The organism is Cellulomonas flavigena DSM 20109 (genome assembly GCF_000092865.1).
GTDB classification, from domain to species: Bacteria; Actinomycetota; Actinomycetes; order Actinomycetales; family Cellulomonadaceae; genus Cellulomonas; species Cellulomonas flavigena.
Window position 1 is genome coordinate 1,506,622 of the sequence record NC_014151.1, and the last position, 17,707, is coordinate 1,524,328.

Annotated in this window: 15 protein-coding genes; 4 read left to right on the plus strand and 11 right to left on the minus strand. The window is 75.1% G+C overall.

What is annotated here, in order from left to right:
- Positions 1–41: 41 nt before the first annotated feature.
- The 4 genes from CFLA_RS06840 to ptsP all read right to left on the minus strand — a co-directional run bounded on the left by CFLA_RS06840 (position 42) and on the right by ptsP (position 4,189).
- The gene (locus CFLA_RS06840; protein WP_013116589.1) at positions 42–1,034 is read right to left on the minus strand and encodes a DNA topoisomerase IB; all 993 of its coding nucleotides are present in this window, start codon (positions 1,032–1,034) and stop codon (positions 42–44) included.
- A 65-nt stretch (positions 1,035–1,099) separates the two neighbouring features.
- Positions 1,100–1,978, minus strand: coding sequence for an acyl-CoA thioesterase (locus CFLA_RS06845; protein WP_013116590.1), 879 nt, complete (start codon positions 1,976–1,978; stop codon positions 1,100–1,102).
- 1 nt (position 1,979) lies between these two features.
- Entirely contained in the window at positions 1,980–2,363 is a 384-nt protein-coding gene (locus CFLA_RS06850) for a globin (protein WP_013116591.1), read from the minus strand.
- 143 nt (positions 2,364–2,506) lie between these two features.
- Entirely contained in the window at positions 2,507–4,189 is a 1,683-nt protein-coding gene (gene ptsP, locus CFLA_RS06855) for a phosphoenolpyruvate--protein phosphotransferase (RefSeq protein WP_013116592.1), read from the minus strand.
- A 203-nt stretch (positions 4,190–4,392) separates the two neighbouring features.
- On the opposite strand from ptsP, the gene CFLA_RS06860 reads away from it, so the two are divergent.
- Positions 4,393–4,623: a PTS sugar transporter subunit IIB gene (locus CFLA_RS06860; protein ID WP_013116593.1), complete on the plus strand. Its 231-nt coding sequence runs from the start codon at positions 4,393–4,395 to the stop codon at positions 4,621–4,623.
- Between the two features lie 7 nt (positions 4,624–4,630).
- Complete coding sequence (locus tag CFLA_RS06865) at positions 4,631–5,098, plus strand: PTS sugar transporter subunit IIA (RefSeq protein WP_013116594.1); 468 nt, start codon at positions 4,631–4,633, stop codon at positions 5,096–5,098.
- Positions 5,099–5,102: 4 nt separating this feature from the next.
- On the opposite strand, the gene CFLA_RS06870 is transcribed toward CFLA_RS06865, so the two are convergent.
- The 6 genes from CFLA_RS06870 to CFLA_RS06895 all read right to left on the minus strand — a co-directional run bounded on the left by CFLA_RS06870 (position 5,103) and on the right by CFLA_RS06895 (position 12,118).
- Complete coding sequence (locus tag CFLA_RS06870) at positions 5,103–6,215, minus strand: mechanosensitive ion channel family protein (protein WP_245530315.1); 1,113 nt, start codon at positions 6,213–6,215, stop codon at positions 5,103–5,105.
- Positions 6,212–8,407 carry a prolyl oligopeptidase family serine peptidase gene (locus CFLA_RS06875; protein ID WP_043598871.1) on the minus strand — a complete coding sequence of 732 codons (2,196 nt, stop codon included), beginning with the start codon at positions 8,405–8,407 and terminating at the stop codon, positions 6,212–6,214. Before CFLA_RS06875 ends, CFLA_RS06870 begins: the two co-directional genes overlap by 4 nt.
- 43 nt (positions 8,408–8,450) lie before the next feature.
- A complete protein-coding gene (locus CFLA_RS06880) occupies positions 8,451–9,185 on the minus strand; it encodes a hypothetical protein (protein WP_013116597.1) in 735 nt (244 codons plus the stop codon).
- Positions 9,182–10,219 carry a DUF6782 family putative metallopeptidase gene (locus tag CFLA_RS19730; RefSeq protein ID WP_013116598.1) on the minus strand — a complete coding sequence of 346 codons (1,038 nt, stop codon included), beginning with the start codon at positions 10,217–10,219 and terminating at the stop codon, positions 9,182–9,184. Before CFLA_RS19730 ends, CFLA_RS06880 begins: the two co-directional genes overlap by 4 nt.
- A gap of 73 nt (positions 10,220–10,292) precedes the next feature.
- The gene (locus CFLA_RS06890) at positions 10,293–11,069 is read right to left on the minus strand and encodes a hypothetical protein (RefSeq protein ID WP_013116599.1); all 777 of its coding nucleotides are present in this window, start codon (positions 11,067–11,069) and stop codon (positions 10,293–10,295) included.
- A 44-nt stretch (positions 11,070–11,113) separates the two neighbouring features.
- Positions 11,114–12,118, minus strand: a complete 1,005-nt coding sequence (locus tag CFLA_RS06895; RefSeq protein WP_013116600.1) for a DUF6782 family putative metallopeptidase — start codon at positions 12,116–12,118, stop codon at positions 11,114–11,116.
- Between the two features lie 123 nt (positions 12,119–12,241).
- Between CFLA_RS06895 and malQ the strand changes: the two genes are divergently transcribed.
- Entirely contained in the window at positions 12,242–14,368 is a 2,127-nt protein-coding gene (gene malQ, locus CFLA_RS06900) for a 4-alpha-glucanotransferase (protein WP_013116601.1), read from the plus strand.
- Complete coding sequence (locus CFLA_RS06905; protein ID WP_013116602.1) at positions 14,365–14,925, plus strand: P-loop NTPase family protein; 561 nt, start codon at positions 14,365–14,367, stop codon at positions 14,923–14,925. The genes malQ and CFLA_RS06905 overlap by 4 nt, the downstream gene beginning before the upstream one ends.
- A gap of 3 nt (positions 14,926–14,928) precedes the next feature.
- Here the strand turns inward: CFLA_RS06905 and pepN are convergent, their stop codons facing one another.
- The gene (pepN, locus tag CFLA_RS06910) at positions 14,929–17,535 is read right to left on the minus strand and encodes an aminopeptidase N (protein WP_013116603.1); all 2,607 of its coding nucleotides are present in this window, start codon (positions 17,533–17,535) and stop codon (positions 14,929–14,931) included.
- Positions 17,536–17,707 lie beyond the last annotated feature (172 nt).

Below are 17,707 nucleotides of genomic sequence, written 5' to 3' on the forward strand. Positions count from 1 at the left end.
AGTCTGCGGCCGGGCAGCGGGCGCCGCACCCGGTGCGGCCGTCAGGACGTGAGCAGCTCGAGCGTGCGACGCTCGGCGACCTGCTGCGAGCGCGTCGGGGCGATCGTCTCGCCCCGCTCCCACAGCTCGATGACGCGCGGGTCGACGTACGACGCGCGCGCGACCGTCGGTGTGTTACCGAGCTCCTCGGCGACGTCCTTGACCACCGCCGCGAGGACCCGGCGCCGCCCTCGCTCGCTGCGCGGAGGGGGTCCGGCCTCGGCCAGGCCGCGCGCCGCCAGCACCGTCGCGTGCCACGTGCGGAAGTCCTTGGGCGTGGCCTCGCCGAGGCGGTCACGCACGTACCGGCCGACGTCCGCGCTCGTGACGTCGTGCCAGCCGGCGTCGTCGCGCCACGCGAGCAGCTCGGGGTTGTCGTCGCGGCGCCGCACGAGCGTGCGGACGAGCTCGGCCACGACCTCGTCGTCGACGACCGTGTCGCGCACCTGGCCCGACTTGGCGGGGAAGCGCAGGTGCACCGCACCGGGCCGGCCGTCCTCGTCGGGCAGCACGTGGACGTGCTCGCGACGCAGCGTCGCGAGCCCGAACGACCCGTGCCGGCGTGTGTAGCCCTCGGTGCCGACCCGCAGGTACGCGCGGTCGAGCAGCCGGAACGCCAGCGCCAGCGCCTTGTCCCGCGGCATGCCCTCGAGCGCGAGGTCCGCGCGCACGCGCCGACGCGCCGCCGGCAGGCGCCGTGCGACCTCGAGCACGTGCTCGTGCTTGAGCCGTGCCCGCCGTGCCTGCCACTGCAGGTGGTACAGGTACTGCCGCCGCCGCGCGTCGTCGAGGCCCGCTGCCTGGATGTGGCCGTTGGGCCAGGGGCAGATCCACACCTCGCGCCACGCGGGCGGGATAGCCAGGCCGGTGATGCGCTCGAGGTGCTCGGCGTCGGCGATGCGCTGCCGCTCGTGGTCGAGGTACACGAAGCCGCGACCGGCCCGGCGCCGCGTCCAGCCGGGCTGGTCGATGCGCACACGTCGGAGCCGGACCATGCCCGAGAGTGTGACCCGGCAGGGCGCGTCGCGCCCGTCGAGCGCACGTCGACCGCGGGCGTCCGTCAGGCGGGGACGCGCACCATGCCCTCCTGCGCGATGGTCGCGACGAGCGACCCCGAGCGGTCGAAGACGCGCGCCGCACCCAGGCCGCGGCCGCCCTGCGCGCTCGGCGTCGACTGCGTGAACAGCAGCCAGTCGTCGACGCGCACGTCCCGGTGCCACCACATCGCGTGGTCGAGACTGGCCATCGACAGCCCCGGCGTCGCCCACGGCAGCCCGGCCCGGCGCAGCACCGGCTCGAGCATGATCTGGTCGCACGCGTAGGCGAGCAGCGCACGGTGCAGCAGCTGGTCGTCGGGCACGGGACCGCGGGCGCGGGCCCAGACGCACTGGCGTCCGAGGGGCGAGTCCGTCGCCGGGCGCAGGTAGATCGGGCCGTCGACGTGCCGCAGGTCGAACGCCGACTCCTGCGCCCAGAACCGCGCCATTGGGTGGTCGACCCCGCCGAGCACCTCGAGCGCCGAGTCGATCTCCTCGGGCTGCGGCACGTCGGGCATCCGCTCGGCGTACTCGATGCCCGGCTGCTGCTCCTGGAACGACGCGATCATCGACAGGATCGGCGCACCGGTCTGCAGCGCGTGCGTGCGCCGCGCGGAGAACGACCGGCCGTCGCGCAGCCGCTCGACCGCGAACCCGATGGGGGCGGCGTCGTCGCCGGGCCGCAGGAAGTAGCCGTGCATCGAGTGCGGGAGCCGCCCGTCCGGCACGGTACGCCCCGCCGCGAGGAGCGACTGCGCGAGCACCTGCCCGCCGAACACACGGCCCTGCGGCTGCGGCAGGCTCACGCCCTCGAAGGTGTCGGGCTCCTGCGGGTCCGCCGTGAGGTCCAGGGCGCGCAGCACGGCCACGACGGGGTCGCGGCTCGCGTCGGTCGACGTCATGTCAGTCCTCGAACGTGTTGATCATGGAGTGCGCGGCGCGCTCCAGGTAGTCCCAGAGCTCCGCACGGTGCAGCGGGGCGAGGTCGAGCGAGTCCACGGCCGTGCGCATGTGCAGCAGCCAGCGGTCACGTGCGTCGGGGTTCACCTTGTAGGGCGCGTGCCGCATCCGCAGGCGCGGGTGGCCGCGGGTGTCGGAGTACGTGGTCGGGCCACCCCAGTACTGCTCGAGGAAGAGCGTGAGCCGCTCGGCGGCGGGCCCGAGGTCCTCCTCGGGGTACATCGGCTTGAGCACCGGGTCCGCCGCGACCCCCCGGTAGAACTCGTCGACGAGCCGCACGAACGTCTCGTGCCCGCCGACGGCGGCGTAGAACGAGTCGCTTCTCACGCCGCCATCCTCACACGTGCGGCCGCGAGCCCCGGCGGTCCGGCCGTGTGCGACGCACCACGCCGGTGCCGCGGTCGACCTCGCGGGGGTGACCGGCCTGCTCCCGCGCCAGGGGGAACGGGGGAGAGGTCGGAGGCGACGGGTCAGAGGCCGAGGTCGTCGAGGACCGGGAGGCCGGCGCGGACCGCCGCACGGGCGTCGGCCGCGCTCGCGGCGTCGGCGGCGCGGCGCGCCAGGACGCGGCACGTCGTGAGGTCCGTCGCGGCGAGCACGGCCGCGACGTCGGGCAGCGCGCGGGGCGTCATCGACAGCGACGTGACGCCCAGGCCGACCAGGACGACGGCGAGCGCCGGGTCGGCGGCAGCCTCGCCGCAGACGCCGACGGGCCGGCCCTGCGCCGCGCCGCCCAGCGCGGTGGCCTCGACGAGCCGCAGCACCGCGGGCTGCCAGGCGTCGGAGAGCGCCGCGACGGCCCCGAGCAGGCGGTCCGCGGCCATCGTGTACTGCGTGAGGTCGTTCGTCCCGATGCTCGCGAAGTGCGCGTGCGCGAGCAGCGGGCCGGCGAGCAGCGCCGCGCTGGGCACCTCGACCATGATCCCGGCGGTGGTCAGGCCGTGGCGCGCGCACGCCGCGACGAACTGCTCGGTCTCGTCGACGGTCGCGACCATCGGGGCCATGACCCAGGTGGTCGTGCCCGGGTGCGCGGCGGCGGCCCGGGCGATGGCCGTCAGCTGGTCCTCGAGGACGCCGGGGCGCTCCTGCGCGACGCGCAGACCCCGGACACCCAGCGCGGGGTTGGCCTCGGCGGCCGCGTGCAGGAACGGCAGGGGCTTGTCGGCGCCCGCGTCGAGCGTGCGCACGACGACCTTGCGGCCCGTGAACGCGGCCAGCACGCGCCCGTACGCGGCGGTCTGCTCGTCGACGTCCGGTGCCTGCGCGCGGTCGAGGAACGCGAACTCGGTGCGGAACAGCCCGACGCCCTGGGCGCCCGAGTCCGCGGCGGCCTGCGCCTCGGCGGGGTCGCCGACGTTCGCGAGCAGCTCCACGCGGTGACCGTCCGCCGTGCGGCCGTCGCCGTCGAACGTCCGCACGGCCGCCGCGAGCGCCCGCACCCGAGCGACCGACTCCGGCGACGGGTCGGTCCGCGCGGTGCCCGCGGCGCCGTCGACCAGCAGCAGCGTGCCCTCCGGCACGTCCAGGACGCCCGCCGCCGCGACCACGGCGGGGATGCCGCGCGAGCGCGCGAGGATCGCCGTGTGGGAGGTGGGGCCACCCGCGGCGGTGACGATCGCGGCCACGCGCTGCGGGTCCAGGGTCGCCGTCAGGGCGGGTGCGAGGTCGAGCGCGACGAGCACGTACGGGTACGGCCGCACGGGGACGCCGGGGGCCGGCTGGCCGGTGAGGTGCGCCACGAGGCGGTCGCGCACGTCGACCACGTCACGCACCCGCTCGGCCATGTACCCGCCGAGGGCCTCGAGCTGCGAGGACACCGCATCCGCGGCCTCCCACACGGCCCGCTCGGGGACCAGGTGCTCCTCGCGCACGCGCTGCTGGGCGTCCGCGACGAGCGAGGGGTCGGACGCCATCGCGGCGGTCGCGTACAGCAGCGCCGCGCTGTCGCCCTCCGCGGCCTGCGCCGCGGCGTCGAGCTCGTCGCGGACGGCGGCGGCGGACCGCGCGATGCGCTCCGCCGCGGCCTGCGTGTCCGAGCCCGGGGCCAGACGCCGCCCGGCGGGGGGCTCGGCGACCGCGTCGGGCAGGTGGACCGCTGGGCCCACCGCTCGCCCCGGGCTCACACCGATCCCGACGACGCTCGTGCTGCCCACCCGACCTCCCCGGTCCGCCGCGGACGGCCCGGAGCCGTGCGCCCCGGTGCCCTCACCCGCTCCCGCAGTCTGTCGCGCCCGCGCACCGCGGGCCAGCGTCGACACGCCTGGGCGGTGCGGTGTGCACGGCCCACGGACGGCCGGGCGGTGCGTGGCGTCCGGGAGGTAGCCTGAGGCGTCACGACGACACCCGGGGAGAGCGATTGAGCAAGGCAGAGCAGATCCTGGCCGCACTGGGTGGGGAGACGAACGTCGTCGACCTCGAGCCGTGCATCACGCGCCTGCGTGTCGAGGTCGGTGACGCGCAGCTCGTCGACGAGGCCGCGCTGAAGGCGAGCGGCGCGTTCGGCGTCGTGCGCTCGGGCCGCATCGTGCAGGTCATCGTGGGGCCCGAGGCGGACAACCTCGCGGCCGAGCTCGACACGCTGCGCTGAGACGCGCGTGTCCGCGACGCGGCTCCTGAGCCCGGTCCCCGGCACCGTGCTGCCGCTGACGGACGTGCCCGACCCGGTCTTCGCGCAGGCGATGGTCGGGCCCGGTGTCGCGATCGAGCCCGACCGCACCGGCCGGCAGGACGTGGTCGCGCCGTGCGCCGGGACCATCGGTGCGCTGCACCCGCACGCGTTCGCGGTCGAGACCATCGACGGCCGCGCCGTGCTCGTGCACGTCGGCATCGACACCGTGACGCTCGCGGGCCTGGGGTTCGACGTGCACGTCGAGCGCGGCCAGCGCGTGCACGCTGGGGAGCGCGTGCTCACATGGTCCCCGGTCGACGTCGCCGCCGCCGGGCTGCCGACCGTGTGCCCCGTCGTCGCGCTCCAGGGCGCCCCGGGCAGCCTCGAGCAGATCGCCGCCGAGGGGGACCACGTCACCGCCGGGCAGGTCCTGCTGGAGTGGACCGCGGGCTGACGCGTCAGCCGGTCGTCGGACCGGCCGGCGGGCGCCGTGGCTCGACGGCGTCGTGGACGGGAGTGTCGTGCGGGTCGCGCGGCGGGACGTCGCCGTCCGCGGCCTCGGGCGTCGCGGCCTCCGGCGTCGCGGCCCCGGGCGCCACGGCACGCTCGCGGTGCGCAGCGAGCGCGTCCCGCTGCCCCGCGAGCGGCACGTCGGCCTCCTCCAGCACGCGCCGCACGGCGACCCGCAGGTGCCGCGCCACCTCCCACTGCATCGCCGGCGCCGTGCGGACGGACAGCCGCAGTCCGACCGCGTCGGCGGCGAGCTTCTCCGCACCGGTCACCGTCGGCTCGCCCTGCAGGTACGCGCCGACGACGGGGTCGGCGGCGACCGATCGCGCTGCCTCCGTGAGCAGCGCCCGCGCCTCGTCGAGGTCGACGAAGTAGTCGACGTCGACCTCGACCACGGCCGTGCTGAAGCCCTGCGTGCTGTTGCCGACGCGGAGCATCGACCCGTTCGGCACGTACCAGAGCGTCCCGTCCTTGTCGCGAAGTCGCGTGACGCGCAGCCCGACGGCCTCGACCGTGCCCGTCGCGACGCCCACGTCCACGACGTCACCGACGCCGTACTGGTCCTCGAGGAGCATGAACAGCCCGGACAGGAAGTCCTTGACCAGGCTCTGCGCGCCGAAGCCGACCGCGACGCCGACGATGCCCGCGGACGCGATGAACGGCGCGAGGTTCACGCCGAGCGCGTCGAGCACGAGCACGGCCGCGAGCGAGCCCACGACGATCGACGCGGTCGACCGCAGCACCGACCCGATGGTCCGGGCGCGCTGCGCCCGCCGCGCGCTGGCCAGCGGGTTGGCCCGCAGCAGCACCGAGCCGACCTCGGTCCGGCCCAGCACGCCGCCCGTCGGCTCACCCTCGGCGACGCGGCGCGCCACCCCGGAGATCACGTGCCGCAGCACGAGCAGCGCGATCGTGCTGATGACGATGATGAGCACGATCCGCAGCGGGACGCCGAGGAACCATGCGCCCCATTCCCCGAGCCACTCGCCGTACTCCTGGTCGTCGGCCTTGGTCCCGTCCTGCGTCGCCGCCACGAGCACGGCCGGCATCACCGCGCTCACGGCGTCACCGCCGCGAGCAGGCCGGTGCGGTCGGCGACGAACTGCAGCTGCTCGACCGACAACCCCACGGTCCGTGACAGCGCACGCGCACCGTGCCCCACACCGAGCTCGCGGCGCAGCAGCACCGGCCGCTCGGCGGGGTCGGACGAGCTCGCCTCCTGCAGCGCGGCGGCGAGCTTTCGCGCGTGCAGCGGGTCGACGCGCGAGTCGCCCTCGAAGACCGTGAACAGCACGGCCGGGTACGCGGTCCCGGCGACGACGCGGTGGTAGGGCGAGTAGCCCAGCAGCCAACCCAGCTGTTCCGGGTCGTCCGCGTCCCCGTACTCCTCGGTCCACGTCACGCCCAGGCCGAAGCGCTGGTAGCGCACCATGTCGAGCAGCGGCGCCGAGCACACGGCCGCGGCCCACAGGTCCGGGCGCTGCGTCACGGCGGCACCCACGAGCAGCCCGCCGTTCGACCCGCCCCAGCACGCCAGCCGGTCGGGGGTCGTCCAACCGGCCGCCACGAGGTGCTCGGCGACCGCGAAGAAGTCGTCGAAGACGTTCTGCTTGGCCCCACGCATGCCCGCGCGATGCCACTCCTCGCCCTCCTCGCCGCCGCCGCGCAGGTTCGCCACGACGTACACGCCCCCCGCCTCGACCCACGCGAGGGTCGTCGCGGAGAACGCCGGGTCGAGGCTGACCTGGAAGCCGCCGTAGCCGTACAGGACGGTCGGGGCGGGCGCGAGGGGACGGCCGTCGGCGTCCACGAGGTCGGAGCGCGCGAGCACGAAGGCGCGCACGGTGGTCCCGTCGGGGCTGGTCACCTCGACCTGCTGCGTGCGCACCGCCGGCAGGTCCGGGAGCGCGCCGGGAGGCGACGCCCAGAGCGTCACCTCACCCGTCCTCGCGTCGTAGCGGTGCACGTGCGGCACGGTCACGTGGTCCGTGTAGGAGAACCACACGTCCGGGCCGCCCTCGGGCCGCGTCACCAGCCCGGAGACCGAGCCCAGGCCGGGCAGCGGGACCTCGCCCGTGCGGGCGCCCGTGCGGGGGTGGTGCACCGTGACCTCGCTGACGGAGTGGCGGCGCCACCCGGCGAGCAGTGCCGTCGGGGAGGTCGCGTCGCCGGCGTCGACGAACGCGACGTCCTCGAGCACCGCCTCGTCGTCCTGCGGCAGCAGCGTGCGCCAGTGCGCGACGCCGGGCGTCGTCGGGTCGGTCACCGCGAGCCGTCCCCGCGGCGCGTCGAGGTCGGTGTGGACGTACAGTCGCCCGTCGCGGCCGACCCACACGCCCACCTCGGCGTCGAGCCCCACCGCGACCTCGACGAACGCCGGCGCCTCGAGCCCGCCGGGCGCCGTGAGGTCCGCGATCCACACGTCCGTGCGCGGCGCCGTCCCGGCGGCGGCCGAGACGACGAGCCAGCGCCCGTCGCGGCTGACCTGCACGCCGTAGTAGGTCGTCATCGGCTGCCCGGCGCCGAAGACCTCGACGTCCTGGTCGGCCGGTGTGCCGACGCGGTGCAGCCACACACGGCGGTGGTACTGGCGCTCGTCGGCGGGCAGCAGGTCCGGTGCGAGGCGGCGCACGTAGTAGAACGCGTCGCCGCCCGGCAGCCACGCCACGGGGGAGTAGCGCGCACGGTCCACCGGCCCGTCGACGAGCTCGCCCGTCGCGACGTCGAGGACGTGCAGGACGCTCTCCTCCGTGCCGCCGTGCGAGACCTGGTAGGCGAGCCGGGTGCCCTCCTTCGACGGCTGCCACGCGTCGAGCGTCGTCGTACCCGCCGGGTCGAGCACGAGCGGGTCGATCAGTACGCGCTCGGTCGTGCCGTGCTCCCCGGGCTCCGCCACGACGACCACCGCGTGCTCCTGCCCGCCCGCGCGGCGCGAGAAGAACCGCCGGTCGCCGCGCCAGGCCGGGGCCCCGACGAACCCGGCCCCCAGCAGCGTGCGCAGGCGGGCCTGCAGCGCGTCCCCGGCGAACGGGGTGCCCTGCGCGCGCTGCGCGAGGCCGGCGCGGTACGCCGTGTACAGGTCGTCCTGCGCGCGCGACCAACGCTGCGTGCGGTCGTCGTCGGCGTCCTCCAACGTGCGGTACGCGTCGGTGACGCGGTGACCGTGGAGGTCCTCGACGAGATCGGCGCGCGGGGCGACCGGGTAGGCGAGGGCGGTGCTGGTACGGGTCGCGTCGTGCGGCTCGGTCGTCACGGTGCCCCAGGCTACGTCGCGGGCCCCACGCACGTCTGCGGGCTCAGGGGGAGACGGGGACCGGCAGACCGGTCGCGAGGACCGTCGTCCGGTCGGAGAGCCCGCCGTCCTCGGTGACCCGCACGTCGTGCCGCACCAGCGTGTCACCGTCGGCGACCCACGCCACGACGTCGAACCCGTCGCCGCGGCTCGCAGCGCGCGTCGGTGCCACGTCCGCGCCGAGGTCCGCGACCACGGCGTCCCACGCCGCCTGCTGCTCCGCGTCGAGCGTCGGCAGCAGCTCGACCTCGTCGAGCGAGCCCACCCGCTGCGACCACACCTGGAACGAGCGCGTCGCGTCCAGGTACGTGTCCACGACGTCCACCGCGGTCTGCTCGTCGGGGACGCGGACGTCCGCGTCCGCGAGCAGCCCGACGAACGCGTCCGCGTCGCGCGTCAGCACCACGGCGTCGCCCTCGTCGCTCAGCGCGACGTAGAAGCGCACGGGGTGCGAGCCGGTGTCCGCGAGGACGTCGAGGATCTGCCGGCCGGGCAGCCAGGGTGTCGGGACCGGCGTCAGCGTCACCGAGTCGTCGGTGAGGAGCCTCGCGAGGTCCGGCCGGTCCGTGGCCAGGGCGTCGGCAAGCCGGGTGCGCACGTCGCTCTCCTCCCCGGCGACGCGGGTGCCGGTGCTCGAGGGTGTCGGGGCCGGGGCCGCGTCGCAGGCTCCCAGGAGTGCCGCCAGCACGACGACGACCGTGGCGACGCGTGCGGTCCGTGTGGTCTGCCCCTGGCTCATCCCTGCCCCTTGTCCCACTGCTCGCCGTAGTACTCGACGTACGGCTGCTTGGTCGTCGACGTGCGGAACCAGCCGCTCGTGAACATCTCGCGCACGGCGGCGGAACCTGCGGCCTGCGCCGCCTGCTCATCCTGCCCCGCCGCCACCGCGGCGTCGTACGCCTTCCAGTAGTTGATGTCCGCCTGCTCGGTCGACGTGGGGGTCCCGGCGTCCTGCAGCGCCCGGGAGAGCGTGATCTCGTCGACGACCGCCCGCGTCTCCTCGTCGATCATGCGCTGCACGTACTCGTCGCGGGTCGTCGCCGTGCGGTCCGGGCTGGTGCCCTCCGCGTCCTCACGCGCGTGACGTGCCTCGTGGATGACCGACCGGGGCTGCTGCGTGGAGGTGAGACCGGTGTCGATGGAGATCTCCTGGTAGCTCTCGGTCCAGTAGGTGCCGTTGAAGCTGTCGAGGATCTTGATGCCCTGGTCCGCGAGCCACTGCAGCGCCTCGCGGCCCTGCTGCGTCGTCAGCAGGTCCAGGACGACCTGGTCGTCGGGCGCCAGGCCGTCGGGGATGGTGACGCCGTCGACGACCGGCAGCCCGTTGGCCGGGTCCGTCGGCTGCGGGGTCGCGGTCGGCGTCGGAGGTGGCGTCTGCTCGGGTTCCTCGTCGTCCTCGTTGCAGGCCCACGGCAGGAAGCACCAGAACCCGTCGTCGCCGTCGTCGTCGTCGGTCTGCTGCTCCTCCTCCCGCTCCTCGCCGCCGTCCTGCTCGTCGTCGTTGCAGGCCCACGGCAGGAAGCACCAGAACCCGTCGTCGTCGCCGTCCGGCGCGGGATCGCCCTGGCAGTCGCCCTGGCCCAGCGTCGCGACCTGGCACACGGCGCGCGCGGCCAGGGCCCGTGCGCCGGGGTCGACGGCGAGCACCAGGGCAGCGACGAGCAGGACGGCGAGGACGACGACGCCGAGGTACTCGAGCGTGCCCTGACCGGCGTCACGTGCGCCGGCCGGGCTGCGCACGGGACGGGCGCCGGGACGTCGGGGGGAGCTCACGGCCGCATCCTGCCGTCCCGCGGCGGCCCGGCGGTGGGCCGCAGGGCCCGTCCGGGTGACACGAGCGGTCCCGTCAGCGGGAGATCGCGACCGGGAGGTCCGTGACGACGTCCTCGACCTCGTCCGTCAGCGTGCCGTCGGCGCCCAGGTGGACCGTGTGCCGCGCGACCGTCCCGCCGTCCTGCACCCACGCGACGACGTCGAACCCGTCGCCCGCGGGCGCGGCGCTGGTCGGGGCCAGCTGCCCCGCGAGCGTCGTGCGCGCCGCGTCCGCGGCCGCCTGCGCGTCGGCGTCGAGCCGGGGCCGCAGGCGCACCTCGTCGAACGACGCGATCCGCTGCGACCACTGCCGGAACGAGCGCGTCGCGTCCAGGTAGGTGTCGACGACGGCGACCGCGGTCGCCTCGTCCTCGATGCGGACGTCCGCGCGTGCGAGCACGTCGGCGAAGGCCTCGGGCGCGCCCGCGAGGACGACGGCCTCGTCGTCGTCCGAGAGCGCGACGTACGCGCGCGACCCGTGGGAGCCGCCACGTGCGAGCACGTCGAGGACCTGCCACCCGGTGAGCCACGGGGTGTCCAGCGGCGTCACCGTCGTCCCGTCGGCGGTCACGAGGTCCGCGAGCCCGGGGTCCTGCGGGCGCACCGCGTCGGCCAGCCTGGTGCTCACGTCGCCCTCCTCGGGGCCGTCGGTCGGACTGCTGCTCCCCACGCTGCTCGGCGCGCTGCCGGGCGTGGTGGTCGGGCTCGTCGGGTCGACGTCGCCCGTGCCGCACCCGGTGAGGGTCAGGAGGGCGCCGAGCGCGAGCGTCGTGCCGACGACCGCTCCCGGCAGGTGGTGGGTGCGTCGCACGTCTGCTCCTCGTCCCGTGGTCGGTCGCGTCACGCTAGCCGCCGTCAGTGCCTGCTGTCCCATGCGTCCCCGTAGTAGTCGTCGTAGGCGTCACCGGTGTTCGACGTCACGAAGGTGCCGTCGAGGAACAGGTTGCGGACGGCGGCGAAGCCCGCGTCGCGGGCCTGCTGCGCGCTGCGGCCCGCCCGGAGCGCCGCGTCGTGCGCGTCCCAGTACGTGTCGTCCGAGACGTTCGTCGGCATCGACACACCGGCGTCCTCGAGCTCGCGGGCCGCCAGGATCTCCTCCACGACACCGCGCGTCTCCTCGTCGAGCATCCCGTCCACGTAGTCGTCGCGGGAGTCGGTGTGGACGTCCGGGCTGGTCCCCGCCGCGTCGCTCTGCGCGTGGTTCACCTCGTGCACCAGGGTGCGCACGGCGTCGAGCGGCGAGATCGAGGTGTCGAGGAAGATGTGCTCGCCGTCCCAGTACGAGCCGCGGCTGCTGTCGCGGACCTCGATCCCGTTGTCGGCGAGCCACTGCAGCATCTCGCGGCCCCGCTCGGTCTGCAGGAGCGTGCGGACGGTCTCGCCGTCCGGGTCCAGGCCCTCGGGGATCGTGACGCCGTCGACGACGGGCAGGCCGGTGGCCGGGTCGGTCGGGTGGCCCGTCGGGGTCGCGGTGGGCGTCGACGTCGGGTCGTCGGTGGGCTCCTCGTCGGGGCACCACCAGCCGAGCGTGCGGCACCACCAGCCGCCGTCGTCCTCCTCCTCGTCCTCCTGCTGCTCGTCCTCGTCGTCGTCGCAGAACCAGCCGACGTTCTGGCACCACCAGCCGGGGTCGTCCTCGCCCGGTGCGTCCGTGCCGGGGTCCTCGCCCTGCGCGGACCCGCAGTCGCCCTGACCGAGGGTCGTGACCTCGCAGACCATCCGCGCCGCCATGGTGCGGGCGGCCGGGCTCACACCGAGCACGAGCATGGCGACGAGCAGGACGGCGACGGCGACGACGCCGACGTACTCGAGGGTCCCCTGACCGCGCTCGCGGTCGGTGATGGTGCTCCACCGGCTCATACCCGGGAGCGTCGTGCATCCCGGACCCCGGCGGACAGAGCCCCCGGTACCGACGTGCCGACGCGGGCTGGGTCCTCGGGCCCGCGTCCAGCGGTCCGGCGCCCCCTCTGGCAGGATCGACACGTGCCCGAGACGACCAGACACGAGGACCTGTGGCGCCTCGCCGCCGCGTACGACGTCGTGCCGCGGTACCAGGGGCACGACGGGGACGAGCACGAGGCGTCGGACGAGACGGTCGTGCGCGTGCTGGCCGCGCTGGGCGTCGACGCGTCGTCACCCGAGCGGGTCGAGCTGGCGCTCGCGCACGTCGAGAACATGCCGTGGCGGCGCGTGCTGCCGCCCGTCGTGGTGCTCCGCGAGGGGGCCGCGGTGCAGGTCCCGGTGCACGTGACGCACGGTGACCCGGTGGACGTGTGGCTCGAGCTCGACGCCGAGGCGGGCGGCGGGCGGCGCGAGGTCACGCAGGTCGACGTCGTCGTGGAACCGCGCACCGTCGACGGCCGGCTCGTGGGCCGCGCGACGTTCGAGCTCCCTACCGACCTGCCGCTCGGTTGGCACGAGATCCGCGCGGACGGCCCCAGTGCGCACGCGCACAGCCCCGTCGTCGTCACGCCGCACCGCCTCGAGCTCCCGGAGCGACTGCGCGAGGGCGGCGTCTGGGGGCTCATGCCGCAGCTGTACTCGGTGCGCTCGCGCCGGTCGTGGGGCGTCGGTGACCTCGCCGACCTCGCCGAGCTCGGCTGGCTCGCCGCCCACCGGTGGAAGGCCGACTTCCTCCTCGTCAACCCGCTGCACGCGGCCGAGCCGGTCGAGCCGCTCACGCCCAGCCCGTACCTGCCCACCACGCGGCGCTTCGTCAACCCGCTGTACGTCCGGGTCGAGGACGTGCCCGAGACGGCCTACCTGTCGGCCGCAGACCGCGCCCTCGTCGAGTGGGCCGCGGAACCCGTCCTGGGTCTCGCGGCGGAACCCGGGCCGATCGACCGCGACGTCGCCTGGGCCGCCAAGCGCGCCGCTCTCGAGGTCGTGCACGCGCACCCGCTCGCGCCGGCGCGGCAGGCGGCCTTCGACGCGTACGTCGAGGAGGAGGGCGAGGGGCTGCGCGAGTTCGCGCTGTGGTGCGCGCTCGTCGAGCGGCACGGCCCGCCCGCGGGATGGTCCGACGAGCTGCACGACCCGCTGTCCGACGCGGTCGCCGCGGCCGCCGTCGAGCTGGCCGACCGGGTCGCGTTCTGGTCGTGGCTGCAGTGGGTGGCCGACGAGCAGCTCGAGCACGCGCAGCGCGTGGCACGGGACAGCGGCATGGCGCTGGGGATCATGCACGACCTCGCCGTGGGCGTGCACCCCGAGGGCGCCGACGCGTGGGCGCTGCGGGACGTGCTCGCGACGGGCGCCTCGGTCGGCGCCCCGCCGGACATGTACAACCAGCAGGGCCAGGACTGGTCGCAGCCGCCGTGGCACCCGGACGCGCTCGCGCGCGCGGCGTACCGGCCGTACCGCGACATGCTGCGCACCGTGCTGCGGCACGCCGGTGCGATCCGCATCGACCACGTCATCGGGCTGTTCCGGCTGTGGTGGGTGCCGGTCGGCAACGGCGCCAAGGACGGCGCGTACGTGCGCTACGACCACGAGGCGCTCGTCGGCATCCTCGCGCTGGAGGCGCACCGCGCCGGCGCCGTCGTCATCGGCGAGGACCTCGGCACCGTCGAGCCGTGGGTCCGCGACTACCTGGACGACCGAGGGATCCTCGGCACGTCCGTGCTGTGGTTCGAGCAGGAGCACGACGGCCGCCCCCGGCCTCCCGAGTCCTACCGGCACCGCGCGCTCGCGACCGTCACGACGCACGACCTGCCGCCCACCGCGGGCTACCTGGCCGGTGAGCACGTCGCGCTGCGCGACAGGCTGGGCCTGCTCACCGAGCCGGTCGCCACGGTCCGCGCGCACGCAGCCGCCGAGCGTGAGCGCATGCTCGACGCGCTGCGCGAGCGCGGCCTGCTGGGCCACGACCCGTCGGAGCGCGAGATCGTCGAGGCGCTGCACCGCTGGGTCCGTGCCACGCCCGCCGTGCTGCTCGGCGTCTCGCTCGCCGACGCGGTGGGGGAGCGGCGCGCGCAGAACCAGCCGGGCACGGACCAGGAGTACCCGAACTGGAAGGTGCCGCTCGCCGACGGCACCGGGCGTCCGGTGCTGCTCGACGACCTGTTCACGCACGCGCGTGCGCAGTCGCTCGCCGACGCCATGGGGTCGTGACCCGCCCGAGCACGCCCTTGCGACGCGTCCGGGTCGTCGGGACGACGGGTTCGGGCAAGACGACCTTCGCGCGGCGGCTCGCCGGCGTGCTGGGGGTCCCGCACGTCGAGCTCGACGAGGTGTTCTGGGGGCCGGGCTGGGTCAAGCGCGATCCCGACGAGGCGCTCGCCGACGTGCGGGCACGTACCGCCGGTCCGGGGTGGGTCACGGACGGGAACTGGGACTCGCGGCTCGGCGGTGCGCTCGACACCACCGACACGGTCGTCTGGCTCGACTACCCGCGACGGGTCGTCATGGGCCGCGTCGTACGGCGCACGCTGTGGCGCGGGATCACGCGGCGGGAGCTCTGGCACGGCAACCGCGAGCGGCTGTCGTCGCTGCTGAGCAGCGACCCGCACCAGAACGTCGTGCTCTGGGCGTGGCGCACGCACGGCAGCCGCGCGACGCAGTACGCGGCGCTGGTGGACGCGCCGGACTGCCACGTGGTGCGCCTGCGCAGCCCCCGCGAGGCCGAGCGCTGGGTGCGCGCGGTCGCCGCCGCGCGCACCCGGCACTGACGCTCAGGCCCGGCGGCGGTCCGCCTCCTGCGCGGCGAGCGCACGGCGCACGCCGTCGCGGGACTCGTTGACGAGTCGGCGCAGCGCCGCGGGCGCGTCCGGGTGGGCCGCGAGCCACGCGTCCGTCGCGCCGAGGACGTCGACGCGCGGGTCGTCGGCCAGCGCCGTCGGGTACAGCCCGAGGACGACGTTCTGCGCCATCTCGTTCGTCTTCTCCGCCCACACGCGCTCGAGGTCGGCGAAGTACGGGTCGACCCACGGCACGAGCAGCGTCGTGTCGTGGACCCGGCCGAACCCGCTGATCGTCGCCGCCTGCAGCGCGTTCGGCAGCTCGTCGCCGCCGACGACCGCCGCCCACGCCCGCTCCTTGGCGTCGGACGTCGGGACCGCCGCCCGGGCCGCCGCCGCGGCACGCTGGCCGGTGGCGGTGGGGTCGGCCGCCTGCTGCGCCGCGACGTCCGCGTCGCCGGCACGACCACCGGCGACGAGCGCGGTCAGCAGCTCCCAGCGCAGGTCGGTGTCGACCGACAGGCCGTCGAGCGCGCGCCGCCCGTCGAGCAGCTCGGTGACCACGTCGAGCTGCTCGCTCGTGCGCGAACGGCTCGCGAACGCCTTGACGAGCTGGAGCTGCTGGTCGGAGCCGGCCGGCGCGGCCTGCGCGAGCTCGAGGAGCCGGTCGGCCGCGGCCGTGGCGGTCGCGTCGCGGTGCTCGCTCGCGACGTACAGGTCGAGCGTCGTGGCGAGCTGGCGCAGCAGCACGAGGATCACCGAGGAGTCGGTCTCGTGCGCGATGTTGCCCAGCACGAGGTCGACGAAGTCGCGGCCCGGTGTCTCACCGTCGCGCGTCGCGTCCCACGCCGCGTTCCACACGAGCGTGCGGGGCAGCGAGTCGGTGAACTTGTCGAGGTGCGCCACGGCCGTCGCCAGGGACTGCGGGTCGAGGCGGACCTTGGCGTAGGCCAGGTCGTCGTCGTTGACGAGCAGCAGCGCGGGTCGCCGCGTGCCGACGAGCTCGGGCACCTCGGAGCGCGGCCCGTCGACGTCCAGCTCGACGCGCACGGTGCGCTCCAGGCGCGCGGCGTCGCCCTCGCCGACCAGGTCGTAGCCGCCGACCGCGAGCCGGTGCGGCCGCTGCGTCGGGTGCTCGTCGGGCACCTCCTGCAGCACCGCGAACGACGTGATGACGCCGTCGGCGTCGACCTCGACCTCCGGGCGGAGCAGCGTGACGCCCGCCTTCTCGAGCCACAGCGCGGACCACGCCGACAGGTCGCGGCCGCTGGTCGTCTCGAGCTCCGAGAGCAGGTCGTGCAGCTGCGTGTTGCCCCACGCGTGCCGGTCGAAGTAGGCGCGGACGCCCGCGAGGAACTGCTCCTGGCCGACCCACGCGACGAGCTGCTTGAGCACCGAGGCACCCTTGGCGTACGTGATGCCGTCGAAGTTGACCTCGACGTCCTCGAGGTCGCGCATGTCCGCGACGATCGGGTGCGTCGAGGGGAGCTGGTCCTGCCGGTACGCCCACGACTTCTCGAGCGACGAGAACGTCGTCCACGCGCTCGTCCACCGCGTGGCCTCCGCCGTGGCGAGCGTCGACGCGTACTCCGCGAACGACTCGTTGAGCCACAGGTCGTCCCACCAGCGCATCGTCACGAGGTCGCCGAACCACATGTGCGCCAGCTCGTGCAGGATCGTGACCGCGCGGCGCTCGACGGTGGCCTCGGGGACCTTGGAGCGGAAGACGTACGACTCCAGGAACGTCACCGCGCCCGCGTTCTCCATGGCTCCGGCGTTGAACTCCGGCACGAAGAGCTGGTCGTACTTGGCGAACGGGTACGGGTGGCCGAACTTGTCCTCGTAGAAGGCGAAGCCGGCGCGCGTGACGTCGAGGATGTTGTCGGTGTCGAGGTGCTCGGCGAGCGACGCGCGGCAGTACACGCCCAGGGGGATCGTGCGCCCGTCGCTGCTCGTCAGCTCGCCGTGCTCGCCGTGGTACGGGCCCGCGACGACCGCGGTGATGTACGACGAGATGCGCGGCGTCGTCTCGAACCGCCACGTCGCGGTGCCCTCGTCGCGGCCACCGTTGAGGTTCTGACCGCCCTCGACGCGCTGCGGCTCGCCGACCTGCGGGTAGTTCGACACCACGGTCCAGTGGGCGGGAGCGGTGACCGTGAACGTGAACGTCGCCTTGAGGTCGGGCTGCTCGAACACCGCGAACACCCGCCGGGAGTCCGCGACCTCGAACTGGCTGTAGAGGTACACCTCGTCGTCGACCGGGTCGACGAACCGGTGCAGGCCCTCGCCCGTGTGCATGTACGCGCAGTCGGCGACGACCGTGAGCTCGTTCTCCTCGGCGAGGTCGTCGAGGTGGATCCGCGAGTCGCGCACGACGTCGGCGGGGTCCAGGCTGCGGCCGTTGAGCACGACCTCGTGCACCGCCGGCGCGATGAGGTCGACGAACGTGCTCGCCCCGGGCGTCGCGGAGAACCGGACCGTGGAGCGCGACGCGAACGTCTTCGGGCTCGTGGTGAGGTCGAGCTCGACGTCGTACGCGTGCGTGCGGACGAGGGCGGCCCGCTCGGCCGCCTCGGCACGGGTGAGGTTCTCTCCGGGCACGGATGCTCTCCGATCGGTCGGCGGCGGCGGTGGCCGCGGTGGTCTGCGGCGGTGCCTGCCCGGCGGCGGCGACCGGGGGTCAGGTCGGGGCGGGGAGGGGCACGGCCCGTCGCGCGTGGGCGACCGCACGATCATGCCACGGTGGCCCGTCCGTCGGCCCGGCGACCTGCGG